19 protein-coding genes are annotated in these 24,080 nt (G+C 66.2%); 9 read left to right on the top strand and 10 right to left on the bottom strand.

What is annotated here, in order from left to right:
• Positions 1–24 precede the first annotated feature (24 nt).
• Positions 25–801: a TnsA-like heteromeric transposase endonuclease subunit gene (locus CYL12_RS00155; RefSeq protein WP_158297027.1), complete on the bottom strand. Its 777-nt coding sequence runs from the start codon at positions 799–801 to the stop codon at positions 25–27.
• A 668-nt stretch (positions 802–1,469) separates the two neighbouring features.
• Here CYL12_RS00155 and CYL12_RS17515 point away from each other — a divergent pair.
• Together CYL12_RS17515 and CYL12_RS00145 are read left to right on the top strand one after the other, a co-directional pair.
• Positions 1,470–2,459 (top strand): helix-turn-helix domain-containing protein, encoded by a 990-nt coding sequence (locus CYL12_RS17515; RefSeq protein ID WP_101844433.1) that lies wholly within the window; start codon positions 1,470–1,472, stop codon positions 2,457–2,459.
• A gap of 127 nt (positions 2,460–2,586) precedes the next feature.
• Positions 2,587–3,594, top strand: a complete 1,008-nt coding sequence (locus CYL12_RS00145; RefSeq protein ID WP_101844431.1) for an antitoxin VbhA family protein — start codon at positions 2,587–2,589, stop codon at positions 3,592–3,594.
• Between the two features lie 271 nt (positions 3,595–3,865).
• Here CYL12_RS00145 and CYL12_RS00140 read toward each other — a convergent pair whose 3' ends face one another.
• The 6 genes from CYL12_RS00140 to nrdH form a co-directional block, all read right to left on the bottom strand.
• The gene (locus CYL12_RS00140; RefSeq protein ID WP_199399164.1) at positions 3,866–4,084 is read right to left on the bottom strand and encodes a helix-turn-helix domain-containing protein; all 219 of its coding nucleotides are present in this window, start codon (positions 4,082–4,084) and stop codon (positions 3,866–3,868) included.
• A 1,085-nt stretch (positions 4,085–5,169) separates the two neighbouring features.
• Positions 5,170–8,238, bottom strand: coding sequence for an SIR2 family NAD-dependent protein deacylase (locus CYL12_RS00135; protein ID WP_101844427.1), 3,069 nt, complete (start codon positions 8,236–8,238; stop codon positions 5,170–5,172).
• A gap of 906 nt (positions 8,239–9,144) precedes the next feature.
• Positions 9,145–10,125: a class 1b ribonucleoside-diphosphate reductase subunit beta gene (nrdF, locus tag CYL12_RS00130; protein WP_025102609.1), complete on the bottom strand. Its 981-nt coding sequence runs from the start codon at positions 10,123–10,125 to the stop codon at positions 9,145–9,147.
• Positions 10,126–10,164: 39 nt separating this feature from the next.
• Positions 10,165–12,309 (bottom strand): class 1b ribonucleoside-diphosphate reductase subunit alpha, encoded by a 2,145-nt coding sequence (gene nrdE / locus CYL12_RS00125; protein WP_101844425.1) that lies wholly within the window; start codon positions 12,307–12,309, stop codon positions 10,165–10,167.
• Positions 12,306–12,740, bottom strand: a complete 435-nt coding sequence (gene nrdI, locus CYL12_RS00120) for a class Ib ribonucleoside-diphosphate reductase assembly flavoprotein NrdI (protein WP_101844423.1) — start codon at positions 12,738–12,740, stop codon at positions 12,306–12,308. Before nrdI ends, nrdE begins: the two co-directional genes overlap by 4 nt.
• A gap of 6 nt (positions 12,741–12,746) precedes the next feature.
• Positions 12,747–12,980: a glutaredoxin-like protein NrdH gene (gene nrdH / locus CYL12_RS00115; RefSeq protein WP_017202656.1), complete on the bottom strand. Its 234-nt coding sequence runs from the start codon at positions 12,978–12,980 to the stop codon at positions 12,747–12,749.
• Positions 12,981–13,357: 377 nt separating this feature from the next.
• Here nrdH and CYL12_RS00110 point away from each other — a divergent pair, with 377 nt between their 5' ends.
• The 5 genes from CYL12_RS00110 to CYL12_RS00090 are packed head-to-tail and all read left to right on the top strand — an operon-like array spanning position 13,358 to position 17,962.
• Positions 13,358–14,566 carry an MFS transporter gene (locus CYL12_RS00110; RefSeq protein ID WP_199399163.1) on the top strand — a complete coding sequence of 403 codons (1,209 nt, stop codon included), beginning with the start codon at positions 13,358–13,360 and terminating at the stop codon, positions 14,564–14,566.
• Complete coding sequence (locus CYL12_RS00105) at positions 14,563–15,480, top strand: sugar kinase (RefSeq protein ID WP_101844419.1); 918 nt, start codon at positions 14,563–14,565, stop codon at positions 15,478–15,480. The genes CYL12_RS00110 and CYL12_RS00105 overlap by 4 nt, the downstream gene beginning before the upstream one ends.
• Positions 15,481–15,525: 45 nt before the next feature.
• A complete protein-coding gene (locus CYL12_RS00100) occupies positions 15,526–16,284 on the top strand; it encodes an alpha/beta fold hydrolase (RefSeq protein WP_101844417.1) in 759 nt (252 codons plus the stop codon).
• On the top strand, positions 16,281–17,441 hold the full coding sequence (locus CYL12_RS00095; RefSeq protein ID WP_101844415.1) for an acyl-CoA dehydrogenase family protein: 1,161 nt from the start codon (positions 16,281–16,283) through the stop codon (positions 17,439–17,441). The genes CYL12_RS00100 and CYL12_RS00095 overlap by 4 nt, the downstream gene beginning before the upstream one ends.
• Positions 17,442–17,494: 53 nt before the next feature.
• Entirely contained in the window at positions 17,495–17,962 is a 468-nt protein-coding gene (locus CYL12_RS00090) for an Lrp/AsnC family transcriptional regulator (protein ID WP_101844412.1), read from the top strand.
• Positions 17,963–17,971: 9 nt separating this feature from the next.
• Here CYL12_RS00090 and CYL12_RS00085 read toward each other — a convergent pair whose 3' ends face one another.
• The gene (locus CYL12_RS00085; protein WP_233486789.1) at positions 17,972–19,453 is read right to left on the bottom strand and encodes a PucR family transcriptional regulator; all 1,482 of its coding nucleotides are present in this window, start codon (positions 19,451–19,453) and stop codon (positions 17,972–17,974) included.
• Between the two features lie 159 nt (positions 19,454–19,612).
• On the opposite strand from CYL12_RS00085, the gene CYL12_RS00080 reads away from it, so the two are divergent.
• Positions 19,613–21,097 carry a CoA-acylating methylmalonate-semialdehyde dehydrogenase gene (locus CYL12_RS00080; RefSeq protein ID WP_101844410.1) on the top strand — a complete coding sequence of 495 codons (1,485 nt, stop codon included), beginning with the start codon at positions 19,613–19,615 and terminating at the stop codon, positions 21,095–21,097.
• A 15-nt stretch (positions 21,098–21,112) separates the two neighbouring features.
• Positions 21,113–22,501: an aspartate aminotransferase family protein gene (locus CYL12_RS00075; protein ID WP_101844408.1), complete on the top strand. Its 1,389-nt coding sequence runs from the start codon at positions 21,113–21,115 to the stop codon at positions 22,499–22,501.
• A 4-nt stretch (positions 22,502–22,505) separates the two neighbouring features.
• On the opposite strand, the gene CYL12_RS00070 is transcribed toward CYL12_RS00075, so the two are convergent.
• A complete protein-coding gene (locus CYL12_RS00070) occupies positions 22,506–23,234 on the bottom strand; it encodes a FadR/GntR family transcriptional regulator (RefSeq protein ID WP_101844406.1) in 729 nt (242 codons plus the stop codon).
• A gap of 33 nt (positions 23,235–23,267) precedes the next feature.
• Positions 23,268–24,047, bottom strand: coding sequence for a 3-oxoacyl-ACP reductase (locus tag CYL12_RS00065; protein WP_101844404.1), 780 nt, complete (start codon positions 24,045–24,047; stop codon positions 23,268–23,270).
• Positions 24,048–24,080: the final 33 nt, after the last annotated feature.

Here is a 24,080-nt window from a genome sequence, read left to right as displayed (position 1 = left end):
AAGTGTTGGTTTCACGGACGATGTCTATGTACGCGGCGAGCGCCGCGCCGTATCCGGTCTATGCGGGGTCCACACCCGTGATGTGTCTTCGAGCGGTGCGTGAAGGTCGAACAGCACCTCGCGCTGCCACATGAGGTGGGCGAGGGCCGGGATGTGTTCCCCTGGGCGGTCGGTGGCCAGCGCCTTCCTCAGCTCTCCGAAGGTGCGAGCCCGCGCGGCGACAGACAGGATTCGCTGTCGCACGTCCGCGGCCGGGACGTACCGGGGATGGTGGTAGCGATTCATCCACTCGAGGTTCCATCGAAAGATGTCATCGAGGCGGTCGACGACTTCATAATCCCAGCCCACTCGTGCGCACATCTCTCGGGTGAGCGCGAACAGCTCTGCGTCCGCTTCCGTTGTCGACCGGGACTCATGAACGTCGATGAGCAGACGTCGCCCGTCGCAGAGCGTCACCAAGAAGTCGGGCACGTGGTTCCGACCGTTGGCGAACGTGAGAAGCATGGGTTGCGCTGCGACCGCCGTAACCACATGGAGGTGGTCGACGAGCATCAGCCCGGTGAACTCGTTCATCGACTCGTGTTCGACATGAGCACCTAAGCTCGCGAAGTAGTAGCGCCCGTGATAGTTCGTCTGTCCCTTGAACCGAGGTGGGATCCTCGCGAGGTGCCCTGGCCGGATGTCGCGGACGTGGTCAGGCGTCAGTGGACGAACACGAAACAGTCGCTTACTCTCGTCCAGCCACTCGATGCGGTCCTGCCCGTCCCCGGGGGTCCTCTTTATGCCTTTGGTCTTGGTCACAACGCGCCTATGCGCGCCGCGTTCACCGACGCAGCGGCTCGGAACCTCGGCTCTCGATCTCATCTTCTCGGCGTGTCTGATCGACCGTGACGGAGTGCGGATTAGTATCCGCACTTGTCGAACCATACGCTCGCCTCGGGTCGAGCACAAGGCAGAGTTCGAGACGTAGCGTCGCGCTCCGCCTGGTTGCCTATGACGATGAGCGCCAAGCCGGCAGCGCGAGCGCCCGCGTCATCGGCGGCGGGCTTCCTGGTCGCTCTCAGCAGTCGTGCCTCGGAGCCTGATCTCGGTCGTGCACGATGCGTTCGATGCCAGCAGCGGACATGGCTTCTGCCAAGGCGGAAATCGACCGCTTCCCCAGTCACAGCATAGGATGTCACCCCTCCTGCCAAGGTGACCAAGTGCGGAAGGTTATCTATAGGGAAATTTCAGAGAGAAGTTGGCCCCATATCTCTTACTTACTTTAGATCTCTCATGAGAACTACCTACTACTTGGCAACCTTGCCATCGACCTCCGATCCCAACGGAGAGTATAGGTCAGAGCTGCCAAGGCAGCATTGGCAGAAGGTTGCCAAAAGCACTGGTTCCTCGAAGTCGAAGCCAGCCTCGCACCAGATCTGCTGAAATATTTCGTCAGATCCCGTGCGGGTCGACCTTAGACTTGGACGATGCATGCCGCTTCGATTCCACTTCTCGGGGCGGTACGGATCACCAAGGGGTTCACTCAGGTCGAGATCGCGGAACGAGCCACGGCATCGCAAGCGGTTATCTCGGGACTGGAACGCGGACGCGCGCCGATGACCGACATCGTTGCGAACTCACTCGCCAACACGCTCACGGTCCCTACCGGGTTGCTCCGGGCCCGGGCGCCCCAGCCGTACATACTTCAGCGGCTTCAAAGCTCGCTCCCGGCCCACCTGGTGAAGACTCTCCGCGCCGAGTTCTCACTCGCTCACTTTCATATCCGACGGCTGCTCGGTCGGCCCGCGGCGTCCTGGCCCCGACTCGCGCCGGAAGCACGGCCGTCAGAACACGCGTCCGCTTTGCGCCGCTCATGGAGGGTAGGAGCTGGGCCGATCGAAGATATGGTCGGCTTGCTCGAATCGCACGGAGTGGTCGTCCTGATGCGAGACCTAAGCGGTCTGCGAACGCCCGCGGTCGGAAGCTGGAGCCAGGACGAGCACCCCGTCGTCTTCCTCGACCCTGGTACCTCACCAAGGGAGGCTCGGGCTGCCCTCGCCCGAGAGATCGGGCACGCGGTGATGCACAAGCGCCCCGCACACCAAAGCACTCGAGAGGCGATCGAGTTCGCGACCGAGCTTCTACTTCCATCTCAGGAGGTCATCTGGAACTGGGTTGCACAAATGGACCGCACTCGGCTCCGCGATCTCGAGGAAACGTGGGGCGTTCCGGCGTCGGTAATCCTGGACGCCGCGCGTCGTGCCGGCGCGATCACCAGCACGCAGCAACGCAAGCTCAAGAGCATCGTCTCAGGCATCGGCACGGAAGCGAGGCCCCACCCGCGCGAGCGCCCGCGAGCTTTGCTCGCGGCGGTGCAACGGCAAGTGGCTGCCGGGGCAACGCTTGACCACGTTGCTGCGTCCATGCTCCTTGACCGCGCCAGCCTCCAGACCAAATTCCTCGCCGGGGCAGGTTAAAGCATACCGACTCGAACACGAGCCAAGACCGCGCATCGAGGGCCGGAAACGCCGCGCCCCTCGCCGACAACGGCTGACGTAGTGTCGCTTTAGCGTCAGGCCCGGTATACCTGGACTGGGAGGCATTATGCAGGCACGCGACCACACGAGAGACATCGATCTGCCCGACCAGCGAGTGGCGGTCTGTGGAGATTGGCATGGGAACCAGTGGTGGGCTCGGATGATCTCCCGAGCGCTGCCCAATCTTGCTCCCGATGTGACGACGTTGCTTCATCTCGGTGACTGGTGGATGCAGCCCCATGCGGTCGACGAGATCTTCGCCGAGACTCCCATCACCCGCCTCTACGTCACGCTTGGGAACCACGAGCAGTGGGACGAGATCACTCCGCTCCTCGAGAAGCACCCCGGCGAGGCCGTGCAGGTCTCCGAGCTCACCTGGATACTCCCGCGGCCGGCACGCCTGACCATCGGCGGACGCTCGGTGCTGTCGCTCGGCGGCGCCTCATCCGTCGACCGCGAGTCCAGGGAAGAAGGAGTGACGTGGTGGCCTGACGAGGCCATCACCGACACCCAGGTCGCCCAAGCCATCTCCGGAGGCCCCGCGGACCTGATGCTCACACACGAGTCGCCGGCGGGCACACCTGTTCGCGCCGTCGGAGAGATCCTGCGGAACAACCCGCATGGATTCTCGAAGGCGGCGTTGAAGGCGTCCGCGGCATCACGCGCGCGAGTCGGCAAAGTCTGGAATGCCGTGCGCCCCGAGCTACTCGCGCATGGCCACATGCACGTCGGAGCTGGCGGCAAGACCGCGGACGGCCGGCGTGTGGCGAGCCTCGGCCGCGACGGCCACGAGGGGAACCTCGGCATTCTCACCATGAGCACCCTTCGGATCGCAACCCCGAGCCTGGCAATCCTCCGCGGATACAGCAGCGACGATAACCGTCCTCGTTTGACTCGAGAGCAGCGGATCAAAACCACCGCCGAAGCCATGCACTCGGCAGTGCTGGACGGCCTCCGACCAACGCCTCAAGCTCGACGTGATGCCCAGGACTACATCGACGGAACACGCACACTCGAGGAGATCATCGAGGACGTCCGGCGACGCCACACCCGCAATAAGGAGGACGAGACATGACCGAGCTCGACAACCCTGCGGGCCAGGAGACCGGCGCAATCGGCCCGATCCACGACGACAACCGTGCGCACCGGCTAGTAGCCGCACTTCCGCGCTCCTAGGCAGGCTGAACGCTGTGGCGCGTTCTTATACTTCCGGCGAGTATAAGAACGCGTCACGGCATCTGCTACGACGGCGGGATACCGATCCCGCCCTGGCGAGCGCTACGAGGGCTGGCCGCTGCAGACCCGTGGCCCTGTCAGTGCCTGCGCTTGCGTCCACAAAGCGCAGGCTAGAGACGTGACTCCGCCATGAGTTGTTCGACAGACAGATCGAAAGCGTCAGCGATACCAAACACCGTCGTCATGCGAGGATTCGACGGCGCGACACCCTGATTGCCACTCGCCGACCGTCCGGCTTCGATGAGCTGGAGCTGGTTCTTCGTGATGCCCACCCGGTCGGCGAGCATCTCTTGCGTCAGACCCGACTCCTGGCGAAGCGCGCGGACCACGCCGCCGAACCTTTTAGCTGCTTCAGGACTCCACATCGCACACCACGCCTCGACAGGGGGGCGGTGCGCTTCAGCCGCGAAAGCGCCCCGTTGGACGTGTCCAACGGTACAAGATCACATGAGAGAAGCCTGGGTCGCTTCTAGAAATCCGGGTGAACCTGCACCACCGCGCAGGACACAACAGTCACCTTTCAACGACGTGCGCGGGTAGCGGCGCGCGATCACTAATCGTCGTGAGCCTCGCGCCATGACGGCTGCAGGTTCTTCAAGATCGTGCATCTCTGCTCGAGTTCGTAGCTCTGTCACCGACAGCCGGATCTACCTAACGACCGCGGGTGGTCGTTACTACTGGATGGCGGCGACTCACATGGCGGACAACAGATACGAGGCAACGCGGTCCGCGCCTCGTACCGGTTAGGAGTCAAGCCTCGTCGCCGAGCAACATCCGCCGGACAAGACGAACGACGTCGGCCACGGCGCTGTCCTCCCTTGCTGTCTCCGCCAGGTAGTCGAGCGCGACCCCTTTTGGACTCCTGACCGATCTCCCAGCGTGCGTCTCGCCTGGCATCCCCCACCTCGTAGACGAACGGAGAGGCCGATAGCAAATAGCAATTCCGTGGACGGAACTCGTACCACTCTTTATACTTTCACCGCGGCGGCAGCCGAAGCCGCGGTTCGCGTGGGGAGTATCGAGGTTGCAGACCAACTCGTTTCGAACCCGTTGGTCGGGTGCTCGGCGGGCCCGGGTCTATTCCTGCCCAAACCCGAAGAGAGCCGAGAGCGCGGGAGATCCGCAGCACGACGGAAAGCACCGCTGGCGCCCCGGCAACCGTCATCGCCGACGCTATCCGCTTTAGCGATCAATCACACGTCGACTGCGGAAGGCCAGGAGCACTTTCCCGGACCTACACCGCGGTGTCAGCGTCAATCGTGGGACAACTCCTAGTAATGGAGCTATTCCAAAAGCGCGTTACCTGCTCCCTGACCACGCTGGTCTCTTTCTCACCATCGCGAGGAGGATCGGACCCAGGTAACTTGTTCACCCGCAGCGCCGTGCCGCTGAGGCGGTCCGAGTTCCTTAGTTCCTACACGGGATCATCGGATTCGTCCTCTTCAGCGAAGCCACTAATCAACCCCTCGATAGCGCGCTGCCCTTCTTGAAGGCGCTGGCGACTCATCCGGCGTTCCTTCTTTAGTCTTTCCATCTCCTCCCCTATCCACATCCGCCGATGCCGATCGTTCTGGAAAACGTGGTAGTTCGCGAAGAAGGTTCTGAAGAACTCCTCGACGGAGTCTTGATCTGCCTTATCGAGATGTTGATGCTCGTACGCCATCCGCGCAAGCCCATAAACGAAGTTCGGGACAACCCACATCGTCGAGTACTGTTCAGCGATGAGAGGTAGCCTCTCGGCCCAACCCGGTTCGGCCACCAAAAATGCGAACATGGCGGCGGCTATATCTCTGTACAGCGACACGCCCTCGCTGCCGTCCGAGTCTGAACGCTCGTAGGTTCGGAGGAGTTTTCTTGAGGCGAGGGTCGCGTTGATGCCCGTGAGCGCAACGAACATCGGCATCGAGAGCCGGATGTCCTCCAACAAAGCTTGATGCTTCTCGCGCTCGTCTCCGGACTCCTCCTCGGACGTGCCGAGAACGACGGACTCGATCACCTCGACGAACATGTTGTCATCCGCCATCACATCCGTCAGATAGCCCCACCGATCCAAGACCGTGACGAACAGTTCGTCCTTGAGCTCTAGGTTCGCTACCTGGTCCGAATCGCGCACCACTCTCGAACTTAGATCGAGGACCGAAAGCAATTGCTGGGTCAAACTCCAGGTCGCGGGATCGTCTAGCGGGAAGGGCACCCGATCGTCGCTATCGCCCCATTCGTCTTCCGCGTCATCATCGTTAGTAGTGGACGTTGATGCGTCGGTTTCGGTCCCGGGGCCGGGGCTTGCTGGTGCCGGTCTTTCGGATGCTGGTTTCGGTGCAGGCAGGGCGTCCGCAACCTCGTAAATCTTGCTCTTCGGCTCGGCGCTCGGCCACGTGTCGCGCAGGGAATCGAGTAGCACCCGTACAACGCGGTCACTCTGCCTCACTAGCGCGGCATAGTGTCGAATTATCGGACCATAGTAGAGCTCCCGGTCGAGCAACTCACTCAGGAACTCGTCATCATCTATGGCCGCCTTGGCCGCGAAGAGATGAAGGTATGCGGTTTGTTGAAACTGCACCACTCCGTCATGAATCCTCAGCAGCCTCATCAACCTGAACGTTTCAAGGGTTGCCTCGGCGTCCTCTTGCCAATCCACGGACCGGAAATAGGCCTCCAGCTGCTCGATGGTCGTGGACTTCGCGAGGCCTCCGCGGTTCTGCTGCACCATGAATTTCGCGAGGTGCGCCAGGACAGCCTCTCTGTTCTGAGGATCGAGTGTCCAGCGTGGATCGAGGAAGCTGCCCGACCGCCCGAGCAGCAACTGCACGTACTTGTCGAGGACTGCGGTGTCCGACGAGTTCAGGTTCGTTCCAACTCCGCGCGCCAACAGCACGATAAGAAGCGCGATATTGAACGGAGTCCGCTGGAGTCGTTCTCGACGCACAACCTTGATCACTTGGTCCGCCAGAGTCTCGCTCGTTGCCGGAGCGATCATGCGAACCAGCGCCTTCACCTCTGACTTTCCCGGTTTGCCGAGATACACGACCTCGACTGCTCGCGCAGAAGCTGAGAGCGAGTCGACCAGTTCTGACTCATCCCCTTGACGGACGCCGATGAAGACCGCCGTGGCCGTCGACGCGCAGACATCTTCGATTAGCGATTGGTATGCGCGTGTGGATACGGGCTTGACGTTGTCGATAGCCAGGACGTGAGAAGGAAGCGGATCCGACTTTCGATCGATGAGACGGCGAGCGATGGCCTCGCGGGTGAGCTCTCGACGCAGTGCCGCGTTCTGCGACCTGCATGCGCGTGCATCGATGTAAAGGGGGGCGGAGCGATGGTGCGCCCGCGCCGCGTTTGATATGAGCCACCGCAAAGCAGTTGATACGCCTGCGCCTTCGTCTCCCACAACCACCACAATCTTCTGAGACCTATATAGCTCGGCGGGGTCGCGCTTTTCCGGCCGCTCCTGGTCCTTCCGCATCTGATATGACGCGAACTGCTCGTGGGGCAGCGGGAGGAATACGGGCGGCACTGTTATTTCGTCGAGTTGACGGTCGTCAACGAGCGTGGTCTCGTCTACTAGAACGGCTTCAGATCGCAGTTGGTCGAGGATCGCCTCTGCCGCGAAGGCGACAGTGTCGCCCTTGCTCAGTACGGTGCTGTCTCTCGGCGCAAGAGAGCGAAGAAACGGAGCAAGGTCGGCATAGTCATCGCCATAGACGATGGGCCGGATCGAATCGCCCGCGTGCTCGATCTGAAGCACCTCGAGGTCCGCTGTTCGACACAGGCGGAAGTGATCATGATTTGATTCGGGGAACAGTTGCCTATGGATGTCGAGCATGTTGCCGAAATTAGGATCGGCAAGGCCCGCCCCGTAACCGACGAAGACGAATGCCTTCATCGAGTAATGTGCCGACTGAAGGTGTTGGGCTGGGTCAGAACTCAGGATGCGTTGGTAATCCGTGTCCGAAAGCACGACCGTCCCCGGCTTCTCCCACACTCCGTGAAGGTGTCCGACGCCTTCACCCCCCTTCAGTAGGTCGCGCATCCGATTCTGATCGTCCCACACGACCGTAGGTAGTCCGAGCGCCTTCTCAAGCAGCTGGTCGTAGTTCGTCGTGAGCACGGGGCAAGAGAGGGATCCAATAGCCTTAGCTAGCGCGCCGTCTTGAACCTCGAGCGAACCTACGGTCTCCCTGAGCCAGTCGAAGTACGCTTGCTGCCCTACCGCGCGAAGACGGGTCTGAACCTGTGAAGCTACTCCGATAAGAGCAGCCTGATCGTTTTCCGCCCGCGCATACCCGAGCGACGAGCGCTGATTGGCCTCCCAGCCTTCAGAGGCTCCCAACGTGCGACAGAATGAGATTCCCTCCTCGACGAGGCCGAACCAATCGGCAAACCGGGCTCCACCCGACATTGATTTGCTGGCGCCCGTTCCCACCACAATCACCGCAGCCCGATCTGCGATTGCTTTCGTCAGCAAGCCGGTGTAATCCATCGAACCCCAATCCCCAATGAAAGCTGCAGTTGATATCTTGCCATGACTCCGAGTCTGTATCTCGGCAGGGGGAGGCTACGTCGATCATCGGTCCCGGAGCCACTGCCGAAAAACCTCTAGAGAGCTTCCGATCGGCGAGCTCGACCGTCCGATCTCTTTGGCCCCGGTGTAGCGGCCGGGGGAACACAGGCTCAGCCCTCCCCGCCCTCTTCACTGCGTCCGAGAGCCCGAGTACGGGTCGAGACGGCGGTCTACACGGTAACGACGGCCGTACCGGCAGTTGCATCGAAAAACAACAGGTCGACGTCGGAAGACTCGGCAAGGAAGAACCGGTAGCTATCAGCCCACACTATGCCTCCTCAATTCGGCGATATCGCCCGAGAGCTTTGCCAAAGCAGGGACATCCGTGCTCGCCACACAGTAGATACGGGCACACGCTGATGAGTTGCTTCGATGGCTTGCGGCTCTGCCGGTTTAGCAGCCAGCTTGATTGTCGTCGAAGAACGACCGAGGATAGATAGATGCTTCGAAGATCGACTCAAGCCGAGCGATCGTTCGCAGATCCGGCCAGATCGCTCCTGAGAGAATCCGTCGCACTGTTGCCTCGTCGATGTCTGTGTTGCTCACGGCAGATCGGAAGCTGCGTCCGCGCATGTGCCGTCGTAAGTTCATCGCCAGCAGCCGAGCTGTCTCTGCCGCGTGATCTGGCGACGGCGACTCCGGCCAACCTGGTGTCAGGTCAGCCGGAGTCGGGCGCGCTACCCTGCTCATCTCAGAGCTTCTGGAAGCGCATGGTCAGATTGCCGCAGAATCTCGTGGGCCATCTTGCTTGATTGGGTCATCTTCATCTGACTGGGTCAAGTTAGATAGTCGCTAGGGTCACCTTTTTTGACGACGTACATGGACTCAGAAATCCCAGTCGTCGTCTTCCGTGGCCTCGGCCTTGCCGATGACATAGGAGGAGCCCGAGCCGGAGAAGAAGTCGTGGTTCTCGTCCGCGTTCGGGGAGAGCGCCGACAGGATCGCCGGGTTCACGTTCGTGACACTGGAGGGGAACATCGCCTCGTAACCCAGGTTCATGAGGGCCTTGTTGGCGTTGTAGTGCAGGAACTTCTTGACGTCCTCGGTCAGCCCGACGCCGTCGTAGAGGTCCTGCGTGTACTGCACCTCGTTGTCGTAGAGCTCGTAGAGCAGGGAGAACGTGTAGTCCTTGAGCTCGTCCTTGCGCGCCTGGTCGGCCGTCTCCAGTCCGCGCTGGAACTTGTAGCCGATGTAGTACCCGTGCACGGCCTCGTCGCGGATGATGAGTCGGATGAGGTCGGCCGTGTTCGTCAGCTTCGCCTTCGAGGACCAGTAGATCGGCAGGTAGAAGCCCGAATAGAACAGGAACGACTCCAGCAGCGTGGAGGCGACCTTGCGCTTGAGCGGGTCGTCTCCCTGGTAGTAGTCCATGATGATCTGCGCCTTCTTCTGAAGGTTCACATTCTCCGTGGACCAGCGGAACGCCTCATCGATCTCCTTCGTCGACGCGAGCGTCGAGAAGATCGAGGAGTAGCTCTTCGCGTGCACCGACTCCATGAACGCGATGTTCGTGTACACGGCCTCCTCGTGAGGCGTGATCGCGTCGGGGATCAGCGACACCGCACCGACGGTGCCCTGGATCGTGTCGAGGAGCGTGAGCCCCGTGAACACCCGCATGGTGAGCAGCTGCTCATCGGGGGTGAGCGTGTTCCACGACTGCACGTCGTTCGACAGCGGCACCTTCTCCGGCAGCCAGAAGTTGTTCACCAGGCGGTTCCAGACCTCGAGGTCCTTGTCGTCCTGGATGCGGTTCCAGTTGATCGCCTGCACGCTGGAGACCAGCTTGAGCGGGGAGTGAGGAGTCATTCTTGTCCTAGTTCCTGGGTCACTGAGCCTGTCGAAGTGTCAGAGCATGCACGAGACGCACTCGGTCATGTCGGTGCCCTCGAGCGCCAGCTGACGCAGACGGATGTAGTAGATCGTCTTGATGCCCTTGCGCCATGCGTAGATCTGCGCCTTGTTGATGTCGCGCGTGGTGGCGGTGTCCTTGAAGAACAGCGTCAGCGACAGACCCTGGTCGACGTGCTGCGTGGCCGCGGCGTACGTGTCGATGACCTTCTCATAGCCGATCTCGTACGCGTCCTGGTAGTACTCCAGGTTGTCGTTCGTCATGAACGCCGCCGGGTAGTAGACGCGACCGAGCTTGCCCTCCTTGCGGATCTCGATCTTCGAGGCGATCGGGTGGATCGACGAGGTCGAGTTGTTGATGTAGGAGATCGAGCCCGTCGGCGGCACGGCCTGCAGGTTCTGGTTGTAGATGCCGTGCTCCTGGATCGACGCCTTGAGCTGGACCCAGTCCTCCTGCGTCGGGATGTGCTTGCCGGCGAAGAGCTCCTTGACCTTCTCGGTCTCCGGGACCCAGGCGCGGTCGATGTACTTGTCGAAGAACTCGCCGGACGCATAGGTCGAGTCGGCGAACCCGTCGAACGTGGTGCCGCGCTCGATCGCGAGCTGGTTCGAGGCGCGCAGCGCGTGGAACAGCACGGTGTAGAAGTAGATGTTCGTGAAGTCGACACCCTCCTCCGAGCCGTAGAACACGTGCTCGCGGGCGAGGTAGCCGTGCAGGTTCATCTGACCGAGGCCGATGGCGTGCGACCGGTCGTTGCCGTCCTCGATCGAGCGGACCGAGCGGATGTGGCTCTGGTCGCTGACCGCGGTGAGCGCGCGGATCGCCGTCTCGACCGTCTGGCCGAGGTCGTCGGCGTCCATCGACAGCGCGATGTTCATCGAGCCGAGGTTGCAGGAGATGTCCTTGCCGATCTCCTTGTACGACAGGTCGTCGTTGTACGTGGTCGGCGTGTTCACCTGCAGGATCTCGCTGCAGAGGTTCGACATGTTGATGCGCCCCTTGATGGGGTTGGCCTTGTTGACCGTGTCCTCGAACATGACGTACGGGTAGCCGGACTCGAACTGGATCTCGGCGACGGTCTGGAAGAACTCGCGGGCGTTGATCTTCGTCTTCTTGATGCGCGGGTCGTCGACCATCTCGCGGTACTTCTCGGTGACCGAGATGTCGCCGAAGGGCACGCCGTAGACCTTCTCCACGTCGTACGGCGAGAACAGGTACATGTCCTCGTCGTTCTTGGCGAGCTCGAACGTGATGTCCGGCACCACGACACCCAGCGACAGCGTCTTGATGCGGATCTTCTCGTCGGCGTTCTCGCGCTTGGTGTCGAGGAAGCGCATGATGTCGGGGTGGTGGGCGTTGAGGTACACCGCACCAGCCCCCTGACGCGCGCCGAGCTGGTTGGCGTAGCTGAAGCTGTCTTCGAGGAGCTTCATGACGGGGATGATGCCCGAGGACTGGTTCTCGATCTGCTTGATCGGAGCACCCGCTTCGCGGATGTTCGACAGCAGCAGCGCCACGCCGCCGCCGCGCTTCGAGAGCTGCAGCGCGGAGTTGATGCCGCGGGCGATCGACTCCATGTTGTCCTCGATGCGCAGCAGGAAGCAGCTGACGAGCTCGCCGCGCTGGGCCTTGCCCGCGTTGAGGAAGGTCGGGGTGGCCGGCTGGAAGCGACCGGAGATGATCTCCTCGACGAGGTTCACGGCGAGCTTCTCGTCGCCGTCCGCGAGGGCGAGCGCGGTCATCACGACGCGGTCCTCGAAGCGCTCGAGGTAGCGCTTGCCGTCGAACGTCTTCAGCGTGTAGCTCGTGTAGTACTTGAACGCGCCGAGGAACGTCTCGAAGCGGAACTTCTTCGAGTAGGCGAGGTCGTTGAGCTTCTGCACGAAGTCGAACGAGTACTTCTCGATGACGGCGCCCTCGTAGTACTCCTTCTCCACGAGGTAGTCCAGGCGCTCCTTGAGCGAGTGGAAGAACACGGTGTTCTGGTTCACGTGCTGCAGGAAGTACTCGCGCGCGGCGCGCTTGTCGGCGTCGAACTGGATCTTCCCGTTCGCGTCGTAGAGGTTCAGCATCGCGTTGAGGGCGTGGTAGTCCAGGCCCTCATACGCGGGGTTCACCTTGAATGCCACTGTCTCGGTCACTGAAGATTCCACCGTCGTTCCAATCCGTCGCTCACGCGATCCACGTCGTCCTGTGTGCCGAAGATCTCGAGCCGATACAAGTGAGGCACGTGACACTTGCGGCTGATGATGTCGCCGGCGAGGCAGAACGCGTCGCCGAAGTTGGTGTTGCCCGCGGAGATGACCCCGCGGATGTGACGCCGGTTGCGCTCGTCGTTGAGGAACCGGATCACCTGCTTGGGCACGGCCCCCTTCTCGACCCCGCGCCCGACGCCCCCGCCGTAGGTGGGGGTGACCAGCACGAAGGGCTCGTCGATGACGAGGTCCTCTTCGGTCCGGTGGAGGGGGATGCGTCGGGCGGGAAGCCCGAGCTTCTCGATGAAGCGCGCGGTGTTACCCGACACGCTCGAGAAGTAGACCAGGAGCGGCGCTGCGGTCGCGACGGCGCTCATGGTTGGTCACGCCAGGCGGGACGCGAGCTCGTCGATCTTGTCGGGACGGAAGCCCGACCAGTGGTCCTCGTCGGTGACGACGACGGGCGCCTGCATGTAGCCGAGCGCCTTGACCTGCTCCAGGGCCGTCGGGTCTTCCGACAGGTCGTGGATCTCGTACTCGATGCCCTTGGCATCCAGGGCGCGGTAGGTCGCGTTGCACTGGACGCAGGAAGGCTTGGTGTACACCGTGATCGACATCTGAACCCCTCAAATCTCTGGTTTCTCCGGCAGACCTCCGCCGGGATCTCAATACTACATATAGGGACGGACATTCGGTGCGACCACAAGGGGTAGTAGTTACATCCGTGTAGTTTTTCCACCGCTCTCCACTGATACAACACAGGTTGTCCACCGTTTCTTCCACAGGCGGACCCCCGCTCCCGCGGTCGTCGACCCGCGGGAAATCGCGGCGGGGAGGAGCCCGTGAGAGATCCATCCACAGGGGGCACGGTACGGGGGGCTTCCGACATCCCCAGGCCTGTGGAATTCGTCGAACCGCGTCTCGACGGCGTGTCGCGGCGTGTCGGTCATCGACCCATCTCACCGACGTCTCCGCGGCCCGGTACCGTTATCGGGTGGCAGGCTATCGGGATCTTCTTCGCACGCCGGGAGTGGGCCGCATGATCGCCGCCCAGCTCACCGCGCGCTTCCCCAACGGGATGATGTCCTTGGCGATCCTGCTGCACGTCGAGCAGCAGACCGGATCGTACGGATCGGCGGGTCTCGTGCTCGCCGCGACCAGCGTCGGCCAGGCCGTCGCCGGACCCATCACCAGCCGGTGGATGGGCGCCTGGGGTATGCGGCGGGTCCTCACCCTCACGCTGTCCGTCTGCGTGATCGCGGTCCTCGGCCTGGGACTGCTGCCGCTCTCGGTGCCCGGCTACATGGCCCTGGGCATGGTCGCGGGTCTCTCCACCCCTCCCGTGCAGGCGGCTGTCCGCACCATCTACCCCAAGCTCGTCAACGCCGGGCAGCTCACCCCGCTGTTCTCCCTCGACGCCTCCCTCCAGGAGATCATCTGGGTGCTGGCGCCGGTCGTCATCACCCTCGTCTCCACCCAGATCGGCACCATGGAGGGCCTGCTGCTGGTGGCGATCGTCCTCGTCGCCGGGGGTGCCTGGTTCATCCTCTCCCCCGAGGTCGGCCGCGTGCGTATCCCGCGTAGCCGCAACGCCCTGGGCAAAGTCGTCCTCAAGCCGCCCGTGCTCCTCGCCACGGTCATCGGCTTCCTCCTCATCGGCGCCTGCTCGGCCGTCGAGGTCGGCGTGGTCGCGACGTTCGAGCACGGCAGCCTCGCAGCCGGTCTCATCCTCGCCGTGTTCTCCGCCGGAAGCCTCGCCGGCGGCCTCGCCTTCGGCCACATCCCGATCGGCCCCTGGGCCATGGCACGCCGGCTGCTCATCGTCACCGTCGGGCTCGCCCTCACGATGGTCATGCTCAACGTCTTCTGGCTGGGCGGAACGCTCGTCCTGGCCGGCATCGGCATCGCCCCCGCCCTCGCGGTGCTGTTCGCGATCACCACGGCCAGCGTGAAGTTCAGCGAGACCGCCGAGGCCTTCGGCTGGGCGGGCACCGGTCAGCTCATCGGCGCCGCGGCCGGATCGGCGGTGGCCGGGTTCCTCGTCGACGTGGGCGACTGGCGCGGCGCGTACCTGGCCGCGACGATCTTCGCGGGCGTCGGACTTCTCGTCTCCATCGTCTTCGTGCGTTCCTTCCCCGACCTGCGTCACCGCGACGCCAGCCCCCACCCCGACACCGAGCCCCTGGCGGTCACCCCCTCATGAGCCCCTCCGTTCCGTCCTCCTCCCCCGCGATCGTGTGCGTCGGCGAATCGATGGCCCTGATCACACCGACCGGTGCCGACCTCGCGACCGCCGACACCGCGTCGATCACCCACGCGGGCGCGGAGGCGAATGTCGCGGTCGGCGTCGCGGCGGCGGGTCACCGGGCCGTCTGGGCCTCCCGGTTCGGGGACGACCCCCTCGGTCGCCGTCTCGCGGCGGAGCTGGAGCGGCGCCGGGTGGAGCTGTGGACCGAGCTCGATGCGGAGGCCCCCACCGGCGTGATGTTCAAGGATCCCGGCGTCGAGTCCTCCGCGGTCTACTACTACCGCCGCGGCTCCGCTGCCTCCCGCATGGCGCCGGGCTTCCTCTCCCCCGCGCAGCTCGACGGCGTGCGCATCGTGCACACCACCGGCATCACCCCGGCACTGTCCGCGACGTGCCTGGCCATGGTCGACCGCCTCTTCGCCGACGCGCGCGCCGCGGGGGCCGTCGTCTCGTTCGACGTGAACGACCGCCGCGCCCTGTGGAGCCCCGAGGCGGCCGCCGCCACCCTCGCGCGCCTGGCCGACGCCGCCGACATCGCCTTCGTGGGCCGCGACGAGGCCGAGCGCATCTGGGGAACCGCCACCGCCGCCGACATCCGCGCCCACCTCCCGCACTGCGGTCTGCTCGTCGTCAAGGACGGCGATGTCGGCGCGACGGCCTTCGCGGGCGAGGCGGATCCGGTGTTCGTTCCGGCGCCGCGCGTCGAGGTGGTCGAGCCCGTCGGTGCCGGCGACGCCTTCGCCTCCGGCTTCCTCGCCGCGACGCTCGACGGCGCCGACCTGGCGGCTCGCCTGTCCGCCGGGCACGAGGCCGCTGCACGGGTGCTCCGAATCGCCGCCGACCTGCCGCCCCTCGAGCCCGCGCACTGATTCTGTCCGCCGCCCCGCCTCGGAGTGCGGTCGTAGGCTGGTGCCATGCCCGCACCCGTCACCCTTCCCCGCTTGACCTGGGGCGATCCCTCCGCGTCACGACACGCGCTCCTCGTGCACGGTCTCGGCTCCTCCGGCGCACTCATGTGGCGCCTCGGCGATGCCCTCGCGGCAGCCAGCTGGCACGCGACGGCGGTCGACCTGCGCGGCCACGGCGACGCCCCGCGGACGCTCGACTATTCCGTCGCGGGATATGCGGCGGACCTCGTCGCGACGCGACCCGCCGACGGGGGCGCCTGGGACGCGGTCATCGGACACTCACTCGGTGGCGCCGCCGGCACCGTGGCCGCCGCGGACGACCGGACCTGGACACGGCGCCTCGTCCTCCTCGATCCCGCGATCCACGTCGACGAGCGGGATGCAGGTATCGTGCGCCGCAGCCAGGAGCGCGCCTTCGCTGACAACCGCCTCGCCACCGTGCAGCAGGAGCACCCGCACTGGCACCCGCAGGACCAGGAGCTGAAGGTCGACGCCGTCCGGCGGGCGAGCGCCTGGGCGGTCGAGCAGACCAGCGTGCAGAACCGGCCCTGGGATGTCCGCCCGCACGCGGCTCGTCTGACCGTACCCACCCAGGTGATCGGTGGCGATCCGGCGGTCTCCAGCATCTTCACGGGCGCCCTCGCCGACGAGGTGCTCGCGAGCAATCCCCGCATCTCCCTGTCGGTCGTGGCCGGCGCCGGCCACTCGGTGCACCGCGACCGCCCGGAGGAATCGATCCGACAGCTCCTGGAGGCTCTGGCATGAACGACTTCGATCCGTCGGCGTATCTCCCCGACGACCTGCTCGACCGCATCCGCGAGCGCGCACCGATCCACGACAGGGAGAACACGTTCCCGCAGGCCGACCTCGACGAGCTCCGCGCGGCCGGCTACCTGTCGATCCTCGTGCCCCGCGAGCGCGGAGGCGCGGGACTCGGCCTGGAGCAGGCCGCCCTCCTCCAGCAGCGGCTCGCGGGAGCGGCGCCGGCGACGGCCCTCGCGATCAACATGCACCTCGTCTGGACCGGCGTCGCGAAGGTCTTCTCGGACCGAGGAGTCCCCGGCCTGGAGTTCGTGCAGGACGGCGCCGTGGCCGGCGAGGTCTTCGCGTTCGGGATCAGCGAGGGCGGCAACGACCTCGTGCTGTTCGGGAGCGACACGGTGGCCGTCCCTGACGAGGCCGGCGGCTACGTCTTCACCGGCACCAAGATCTTCACCTCGCTCGCACCCGTATGGACGAAGCTCGGTCTGCACGGACTCGACACCACGAGTCCGGATGCGCCGAAGCTCGTGTTCGCCTTCGTCGACCGCACGTCCGCGGTCACGACCGCGGACGACTGGGACACCCTCGGTATGCGGGGCACCCAGAGCCGGACCACGCGGCTCGACGGCGCCGTCGCGGACGCGGCGCACGTGGTGCGCCGTATCGATCCCGGGCCCAGCCCCGATCCGATCGTCTTCGGCATCTTCTCCGTCTTCGAGACCCTCCTCGCCTCCGTCTACACCGGCATCGCGCGCCGGGCCCTCGAGCTGGCCGTGGCGACGGCCCACCGACGTCGCTCCAAGAAGAGCGGCGCCGCGTACAGCCAGGACCCGGACATCCGCTGGCGCATCGCCGAGATGGCCCTCGCCTACGACGCCCTCCCGCCGCAGATCGCCGCCCTGGCCCGTGACGTGGATGAGCGGGCGGACCACGGCGCCCGGTGGTTCCCCGCCCTCTCGGGTGTGAAGCACCGGGCGGTGACGATGGCCAAGCAGGTGGTCGACGAGGCCATGTTGGTCGCCGGCGGCGGCTCGTACTTCTCCGGCAACGAGCTCTCCCGGCTCTACCGCGACGTCCTCGCCGGTGTGTTCCACCCGTCCGACCCGGAGTCGGCGCACGCCACCGCGGCGAGCGCCTGGCTCGGTCCGATCGAGGCCTGACCGGCGCGACGGACCCCGTTGTCCGCCAGCGCCCGCAGTGCCAGGATCACACCATGGCACCGTCGAAGAAGGACCATCCCCTCGACGCGATCTCCAAGACCATCGTCGAGATGCTGCAGCAGGACGGGCGACGCTCGTACTCCGAGATCGGCCGGATCGTCGGCCTGAGCGAGGCCGCCGTCCGGCAGCGGGTGCAGCGCCTCACGGAGTCGGGGGTCATGCAGATCGTCGCCGTGACCGATCCGATGCAACTCGGCTTCCATCGGCAGGCGATGGTGGGCGTCAAGGTCGCGGGCGACGCGCGGGGCGTGGCGGAGGCGATCGCCGCCATCGACGCGGTCGACTACGTGGTGATCACGGTCGGGTCGTTCGATGTGCTCGTCGAGGCGGTCTGCGAGGACGACGACCACCTGCTGGCGCTCGTCAACGACCGCATCCGCCCGATCGACGGCGTGGTGTCGACCGAGACCTTCATCTACGCCAAGCTCCAGAAGCAGCAGTTCACCTGGGGCACGCGCTGACGGCGCGACTCAGGTCGTGCGGGTCTCGTCGCGACGCCGGGCGAGGAGGGCGAGGTGCAAGGCGGCGAGCGTCTCCCCGTCATCCAGATCAGCGCCGAGCAGATCACCGATGACGGCGAGGCGCTGATAGAACACCGAGCGGGAGAGGTGGCTCGCCGCCGCCGCCGCGGACCGGTTCCCCGGATGCGCGACGAGCGCGGCGAGGACGTCGAGCAGATCACCCCGGCGATCGCGGTCGTGGCGGACCAGCGGATCCAGCATCTGCTCGCTGTGCGCCTGGAGACGACGGTCGTCACGCAGGGCGGACACGAGACGTTCCAGCGGCCGGTCTGCGACGCGGAGGACGCGTGGCCCGTGGCTTCCGGACGATCGGCCGGCAAGCTCGAGCGCGGCACGCGTCGAAGCGAACAGCCCGAGGACGTCGTCGGCGCCCGGCCCGAGGACCGCGGGCACACCGCCGGACACGCGCTGGACGATGGCATCGGTCAGCGCGCCGGCTCCGGCCGCGACGAGCAGCACCACGTCGGCTCCTCGCCGCGAGCCCACCGCCACCACGCCCGCCGCGCGCGCTCGGGCGATGATGCGGTCCGGAGCCTCGTCCGTGTGGAGCACGAGCCCGTGACCGATCCCGGCCGCCGGGTCGAGCCCGAGTCGCCGGAGGCGTGCCGCGATGTCCTCCTCGCGGGCGAAGCGCGCGCCGAGGAGATCGTCGATAAGGCTCCGATGCGCGAGCACGGTCCACGCGCCCTCTCCGTCGGCGAGGCAGCCGAACGCGAGGGCCGTCGCGCCCAGCTCCATGACGGTGGCACGGCCGGCGGGATGCGCGGGACCGTCGCCTGCGACGAGCCAGCCCCAGCGCACACCGCGGGCCTGCACCGGCACGCGGTCGCGGTCGCCCGCACCCGGCGGAGGGAGGGCTTCGCTGACAGGGACGCGGAGGGCTTCGATCGCGACCACCTCGCCCGCGGGGTTCTCCAGGTGGACGGGGGCGTCGAGCGCGCGGGCGACCTCCGCCACGACCACATCGGCGGGCGCGCCCCGCAGACTGAGGGCGGTGAAGAGATCGTGCAGACGCTGACGCTCGCGCAACGCCTCCGTCTGCGCCTCGATCAAGGCGCGATGCACGGCCTCGGTCACCGCGACGAACTTGACCTCTGCGGCGAGCGCGACGAGAGCGAGACCGGAGGAGGCGCACGCCTGGACGACCGCCTCCGGAACGCGGGGCATCCGGGCGCCGAGCTCGATGACGATGCCCGAGACCCCGACGGCCGTGAGCTCGGCCACGAGGGCACGGAGCTGTGCCGGTGCGGTCGGCCAGGCCGCGCCCGTCGTGAGCAGCAGTTCTCCGCCGTCGAGGAGGCGGGCGACAGCGGCGCTGTCCGAGACGTGGACCCAGCGCACGCCCGCGTCGAGCGCGCGCCCACCGACGAGCACCGTCGGCACGCCCCGCTGTACCGCCGGAAGCGCGAGCACGTCCGCGACGCGCAACAACGAGGACTGACGTTCCGGACGATCTGTCCGACCGGCCGCAGAATCCTGACGCTCTGACGCTCCGATCGCGCTCTCTTCTCTGTGAGCATGGGTCACACCCCCAGCGTAGTGAGCCTCGGTCAGAGTGTTCGATACGTGACCCTCTGCGAAGGAGCTTCCGTGGACATCGTCCGTCACGTCATCAACGGCGCCGAAATCGGCGAAGCGGCCCGCCGCGGCCCCGTCTTCGATCCCGCGACGGGAGCCGTCACGAAAGAGGTCGCGTTCGCCTCTCCCGCCGAGGTCGAGGCCGCGATCGCGGCCGCAGCCGCGGCCCTCCCGGCGTGGCGGGAGACGAGTCTCATCAAGCGCGCCGACGTGTTCTTCCGGCTCCGTCAGCTCCTGAAGGAGCGCACGGACGAGCTCGCGGCCATCGTGACCTCCGAGCACGGCAAGGTCCTGTCCGACGCGGCCGGCGAGGTCTCCCGCGGCATCGAGAACGTCGAGTTCGCGGCCGGCCTCGTGCACCTGCTCAAGGGTGAGCGCAGCGAACAGGTCGCTCGCGGGGTCGACGTGCACTCCGTCAAGCAGCCGGTCGGCGTGGTCGCGGCGATCACGCCGTTCAACTTCCCGGTCATGGTGCCGCTGTGGATGGTCGCCTCGGCGATCGCCTGCGGCAACACGGTCGTCCTCAAGCCCAGCGAGAAGGACCCGTCCGCTGCGGTCTGGCTCGCCCGGCTGTTCCGCGAGGCCGGCCTGCCGGACGGCGTCCTCAACGTCGTGCACGGCGATCGGGAGACCGTCGACGCACTCCTGGGCTCCCCGCGAGTGCAGGCGGTGAGCTTCGTCGGCTCGACGCCGATCGCCCGGTCGATCTATCAGCGGGCGTCTGCCGCCGGGAAGCGCGTCCAGGCGCTCGGAGGCGCGAAGAACCACATGGTCGTGATGCCCGACGCCGACATCGACGCGGCCGCCGACGCCGCCGTTTCCGCGGCCTACGGCTCCGCGGGCGAGCGCTGCATGGCCGTGTCGGTGCTCGTGGCGGTGGGCGACATCGCCGACGACCTCGTCGCCGCGATCGCGTCGCGTATCGATGGACTCTCGATCGGACCCGGCACGGACCCGGCCAGCGAGATGGGTCCGCTCATCACCGCCGAGCATCGCGATCGCGTCGCCTCCTACGTCACGGGAGCGGCGGCGGAGGGCGCCACCGTCGTCGTCGACGGCACGACGAAGGAGTTCGACGGCGACGGCTTCTTCCTCGGGGTGAGCCTGATCGACGGCGTCACGCCGGGCATGCGCGTCTACGACGACGAGATCTTCGGCCCGGTCCTGTCCGTCGTGCGCGTGGCCACTTATGCGGAGGCGGTCGCGCTCGTCAACGCGAACGCCTACGGGAACGGCACCGCGATCTTCACACGCGACGGCGGGACGGCCCGGCAGTACGAGTTCGACATCGAGGTCGGCATGGTCGGCGTCAACGTCCCGATCCCGGTGCCCGTCGGCGCGTACTCCTTCGGCGGGTGGAAGGACTCCCTGTTCGGCGATGCGCACATCTACGGCCCGGAATCCGTGCACTTCTACACACGGTCGAAGGTCGTGACGACGCGGTGGCCCGACCACACCCCGTCGCAGATCGACCTCGGCTTCCCGAGCAACCACTGACGAGGAGTGCCCACGATGACGACCTTCACCGACCGCCACGGAATCTCCTCCCCGCTTCCTGACCCGGACGCCGAGGCGCAGGTGCGCGCCGACGACCGGGCCCACGTCTTCCACTCCTGGAGCGCCCAGGCGCTGATCGACCCGATGCCGGTCGCCGCGGGTCGAGGTTCGACCTTCTGGGACTACGAGGGCACCGCGTACCTCGACTTCTCCAGCCAGCTCGTGAACCTGAATCTGGGGCACCAGCATCCGGACCTCGTCGCCGCGATCCAGCAGCAGGCCGGTCGGCTCGCGACCATCCAGCCGTCGATGGCCAACGACGTCCGGGGGGAGCTCGCCCGCCTCATCGCCGAGGTCGCCCCCGACGGGTTCGAGAAGGTGTTCTTCACGAACGGTGGCGCGGAGGCGAACGAGTACGCGGTACGCATGGCCCGACAGGCGACCGGGCGCCGGAAGGTCCTGTCGATGTACCGCAGCTACCACGGCTCCACCGCGACCGCGATCTCGCTCACCGGCGACCCGCGCCGCTGGGCGAACGACACCGTCGACTCCGGGGCTGTGCGGTTCTTCGGGCCGTACCTCTACCGATCCCCGTTCCACAGCGAGACGCCCGAACAGGAGACCGAGCGCGCCCTCGCCCATCTGGAGCAGACGATCCAGCTCGAAGGGCCGCAGACGATCGCCGCGATCATCATCGAGACGGTCGTCGGCACCAACGGCGTGCTGCCCCCGCCGCACGGGTACCTGCCGGGCGTGCGCGCGCTCTGCGATCGCTACGGGATCGTCTCCATCGCCGACGAGGTCATGGTGGGGTTCGGCCGGCTCGGTGAGTGGTTCGGCATCGATGCCTTCGACGGGCGGCCCGACCTGATCACCTTCGCGAAGGGCGTGAACTCCGGCTATGTCCCGCTCGGCGGCGTCGTGATCTCCGACCGCATCGCCGCCGCCTTCGACACCGTCCCGTTCGCGGGCGGGCTCACGTACTCCGGACACCCTCTCGCCTGCGCCGCCGGTGTGGCCACGTTCGAGGTGTTCCGCCGCGACGGCGTCCTGGAGCGGGTGCGCGACCTCGGCGAGCGGATCGTCGGTCCGACCCTGCGCTCCTGGGCGCAGTCGCACCCGAGCGTGGGCGAGGTGCGCGGTCGCGGGCTGTTCTGGGCGGTGGAGCTCGTGCGGGATCAGCGGACCAGGGAGCCGCTCGTGCCGTTCAACGCGAGCGGTGCCGATGCCGCGCCGATGACCGCGGTGGCGGCCGCCGCCAAGCACGGCGGAGTCTGGCCCTTCACGCATTTCCATCGGCTGCACATCGCGCCGCCGCTGGTGATCGAGGAGGACGAGCTGATCCGAGGTCTGGCGGTGATCGACGATGCTCTGGCCGTCGCCGACGAGCTCGCCGCCGGCTGACGGCTCAGATCAGGAACCCGCGCAGCAGGGCCTCCGAGCCGGCGAGATGGTCGCGCATAGCCGCCTCCGCGGCGTCCGGGCGCCCGGCGAGGATCGCGGACACGATGCTCTCGTGCTGCTCCCCCGAGTGCTGGATGTTCCGCGGCAGGAGAGGGAAGGTGTCGAGCCAGACGTTGACGTCCGCCCTGTTCTCGGCGACGAGCGCGACGAGCGACGGGATACCGGCGGCTTCGGCGATCGCCAGGTGCAGCAGGGTGTCGAGTCGTCGATACTCCTCGGGCCCCGCGGGCAGCGCGGCCTCATGGCGCGCCCACAGGTCGGCCCGCGTCGCGGCATCGAGCGTCCGGCTCGCCGCGGCGCGAGCGGAGCCGCACTCGAGCACTCGGCGCAGCCCGAGCACGTCGTCCAGTTCCTCCGGGGTGACCGTCCCGATCACCGAGGGATGCGGTAGCGGGTCCGCCACGAACGTCCCGCCGTACCGGCCGCGGCGGGGCAGCAGGTATCCGGTGTCGGCGAGTTCGCGGATCGCCTCGCGCACGGTGTCCCGGCTGACCCCGAACGAGGCCGCGAGCTCCCGCTCCGGAGGCAGGGACTCCCCCGGCGCGACGACGCCGAGCCGGATCGTCTGGACGAGACGAGCCACCGCGTCCTCGAGGGCGTTCCCCCGGCGCAGGGGACGGTAGACCGCCTTCCGCACCTCGACGAGGTCGCCGTCGGAAGAGTGCTCGCTCATTCCTTCACCCTGTCACAGCGAGGTGGGCACCGCTCACAGCGGGGTGACGTAGGCGTTGGTGATGCCGCCGTCGACGACGAAGGCGCTGGCGGTGATGAACGACGAGTCGTCGGAGGCGAGGAACGCGACCGCCGCGGCAAGCTCCTCCGGCTCGGCGAACCGGCCCATCGGAACGTGCACGAGCCGTCGCTGCGCGCGCTCCGGGTCCTTCGCGAACAGCTCCTGCAGCAGCGGGGTGTTCACCGGACCGGGGCAGAGCGCATTCACCCGCACCCCCTGCCGCGCGAACTGGACACCCAGTTCCCGGGACATCGCCAGCACGCCACCCTTCGACGCCGTGTAGCTGATCTGCGAGGTCGCGGAGCCCAGGAGGGCGACGAAGGAGGCCGTGTTGATGATGGAGCCGCGGCCGGCCGGCAGCATGTGACGGAGCGCCGCCCGGCTGCACAGGTAGACGCTCTTGAGGTTCACGTCCTGCACCCGATCCCACGCCGGAAGCTCGGTGGTCTCGATCGAGTCGTCGTCCGCCGGGGAGATGCCGGCGTTGTTGAACGCGATGTCGAGGCGCCCGTACTCGGCCGCGACGCCGTCGAACAGCGCGTCCACCCTGGCTTCGTCCGCCACATCCACCGGCCGGAAGGCACCGCCGATCTCGGCCGCCGCCGCCTCCCCGGTCACGGGATCGACATCGGCGATCACGACGAAGGCACCTTCGGCGGCGAACCTCTTCGCGGTGGCGAAGCCGATGCCACTCGCCCCGCCGGTGATGATGGCCACACGGTCGCGGAGCCGCTGGGTCAGGTCGATGGTCATGGTGTTCTCCGTTCCGGAAGGGGTGAAGGTCGC

The sequence above is a fragment of the Zhihengliuella sp. ISTPL4 genome, assembly GCF_002848265.1.
GTDB lineage: Bacteria > Actinomycetota > Actinomycetes > Actinomycetales > Microbacteriaceae > Microbacterium.
The sequence above is the reverse complement of the archived record's forward strand: the minus strand, read 5'-3'. Positions and strand labels throughout refer to the sequence as shown.

What these genes read in the sequence shown, in the direction of transcription:
- CYL12_RS17515 (WP_101844433.1), top strand. Translation starts at nt 1,470, where the DNA reads ATGCATGCCGCTTCGATTCCACTTCTCGGGGCGGTACGGATCACCAAG.
- CYL12_RS00145 (WP_101844431.1), top strand. Translation starts at nt 2,587, where the DNA reads ATGCAGGCACGCGACCACACGAGAGACATCGATCTGCCCGACCAGCGA.
- CYL12_RS00070 (WP_101844406.1), bottom strand. Translation starts at nt 23,234, where the DNA reads ATGAGCGAGCACTCTTCCGACGGCGACCTCGTCGAGGTGCGGAAGGCG.
- CYL12_RS00100 (WP_101844417.1), top strand. Translation starts at nt 15,526, where the DNA reads ATGCCCGCACCCGTCACCCTTCCCCGCTTGACCTGGGGCGATCCCTCC.
- CYL12_RS00090 (WP_101844412.1), top strand. Translation starts at nt 17,495, where the DNA reads ATGGCACCGTCGAAGAAGGACCATCCCCTCGACGCGATCTCCAAGACC.
- CYL12_RS00135 (WP_101844427.1), bottom strand. Translation starts at nt 8,238, where the DNA reads ATGGATTACACCGGCTTGCTGACGAAAGCAATCGCAGATCGGGCTGCG.
- nrdI (WP_101844423.1), bottom strand. Translation starts at nt 12,740, where the DNA reads ATGAGCGCCGTCGCGACCGCAGCGCCGCTCCTGGTCTACTTCTCGAGC.
- CYL12_RS00075 (WP_101844408.1), top strand. Translation starts at nt 21,113, where the DNA reads ATGACGACCTTCACCGACCGCCACGGAATCTCCTCCCCGCTTCCTGAC.
- CYL12_RS00065 (WP_101844404.1), bottom strand. Translation starts at nt 24,047, where the DNA reads ATGACCATCGACCTGACCCAGCGGCTCCGCGACCGTGTGGCCATCATC.
- CYL12_RS00095 (WP_101844415.1), top strand. Translation starts at nt 16,281, where the DNA reads ATGAACGACTTCGATCCGTCGGCGTATCTCCCCGACGACCTGCTCGAC.
- CYL12_RS00105 (WP_101844419.1), top strand. Translation starts at nt 14,563, where the DNA reads ATGAGCCCCTCCGTTCCGTCCTCCTCCCCCGCGATCGTGTGCGTCGGC.
- nrdH (WP_017202656.1), bottom strand. Translation starts at nt 12,980, where the DNA reads ATGTCGATCACGGTGTACACCAAGCCTTCCTGCGTCCAGTGCAACGCG.
- nrdF (WP_025102609.1), bottom strand. Translation starts at nt 10,125, where the DNA reads ATGACTCCTCACTCCCCGCTCAAGCTGGTCTCCAGCGTGCAGGCGATC.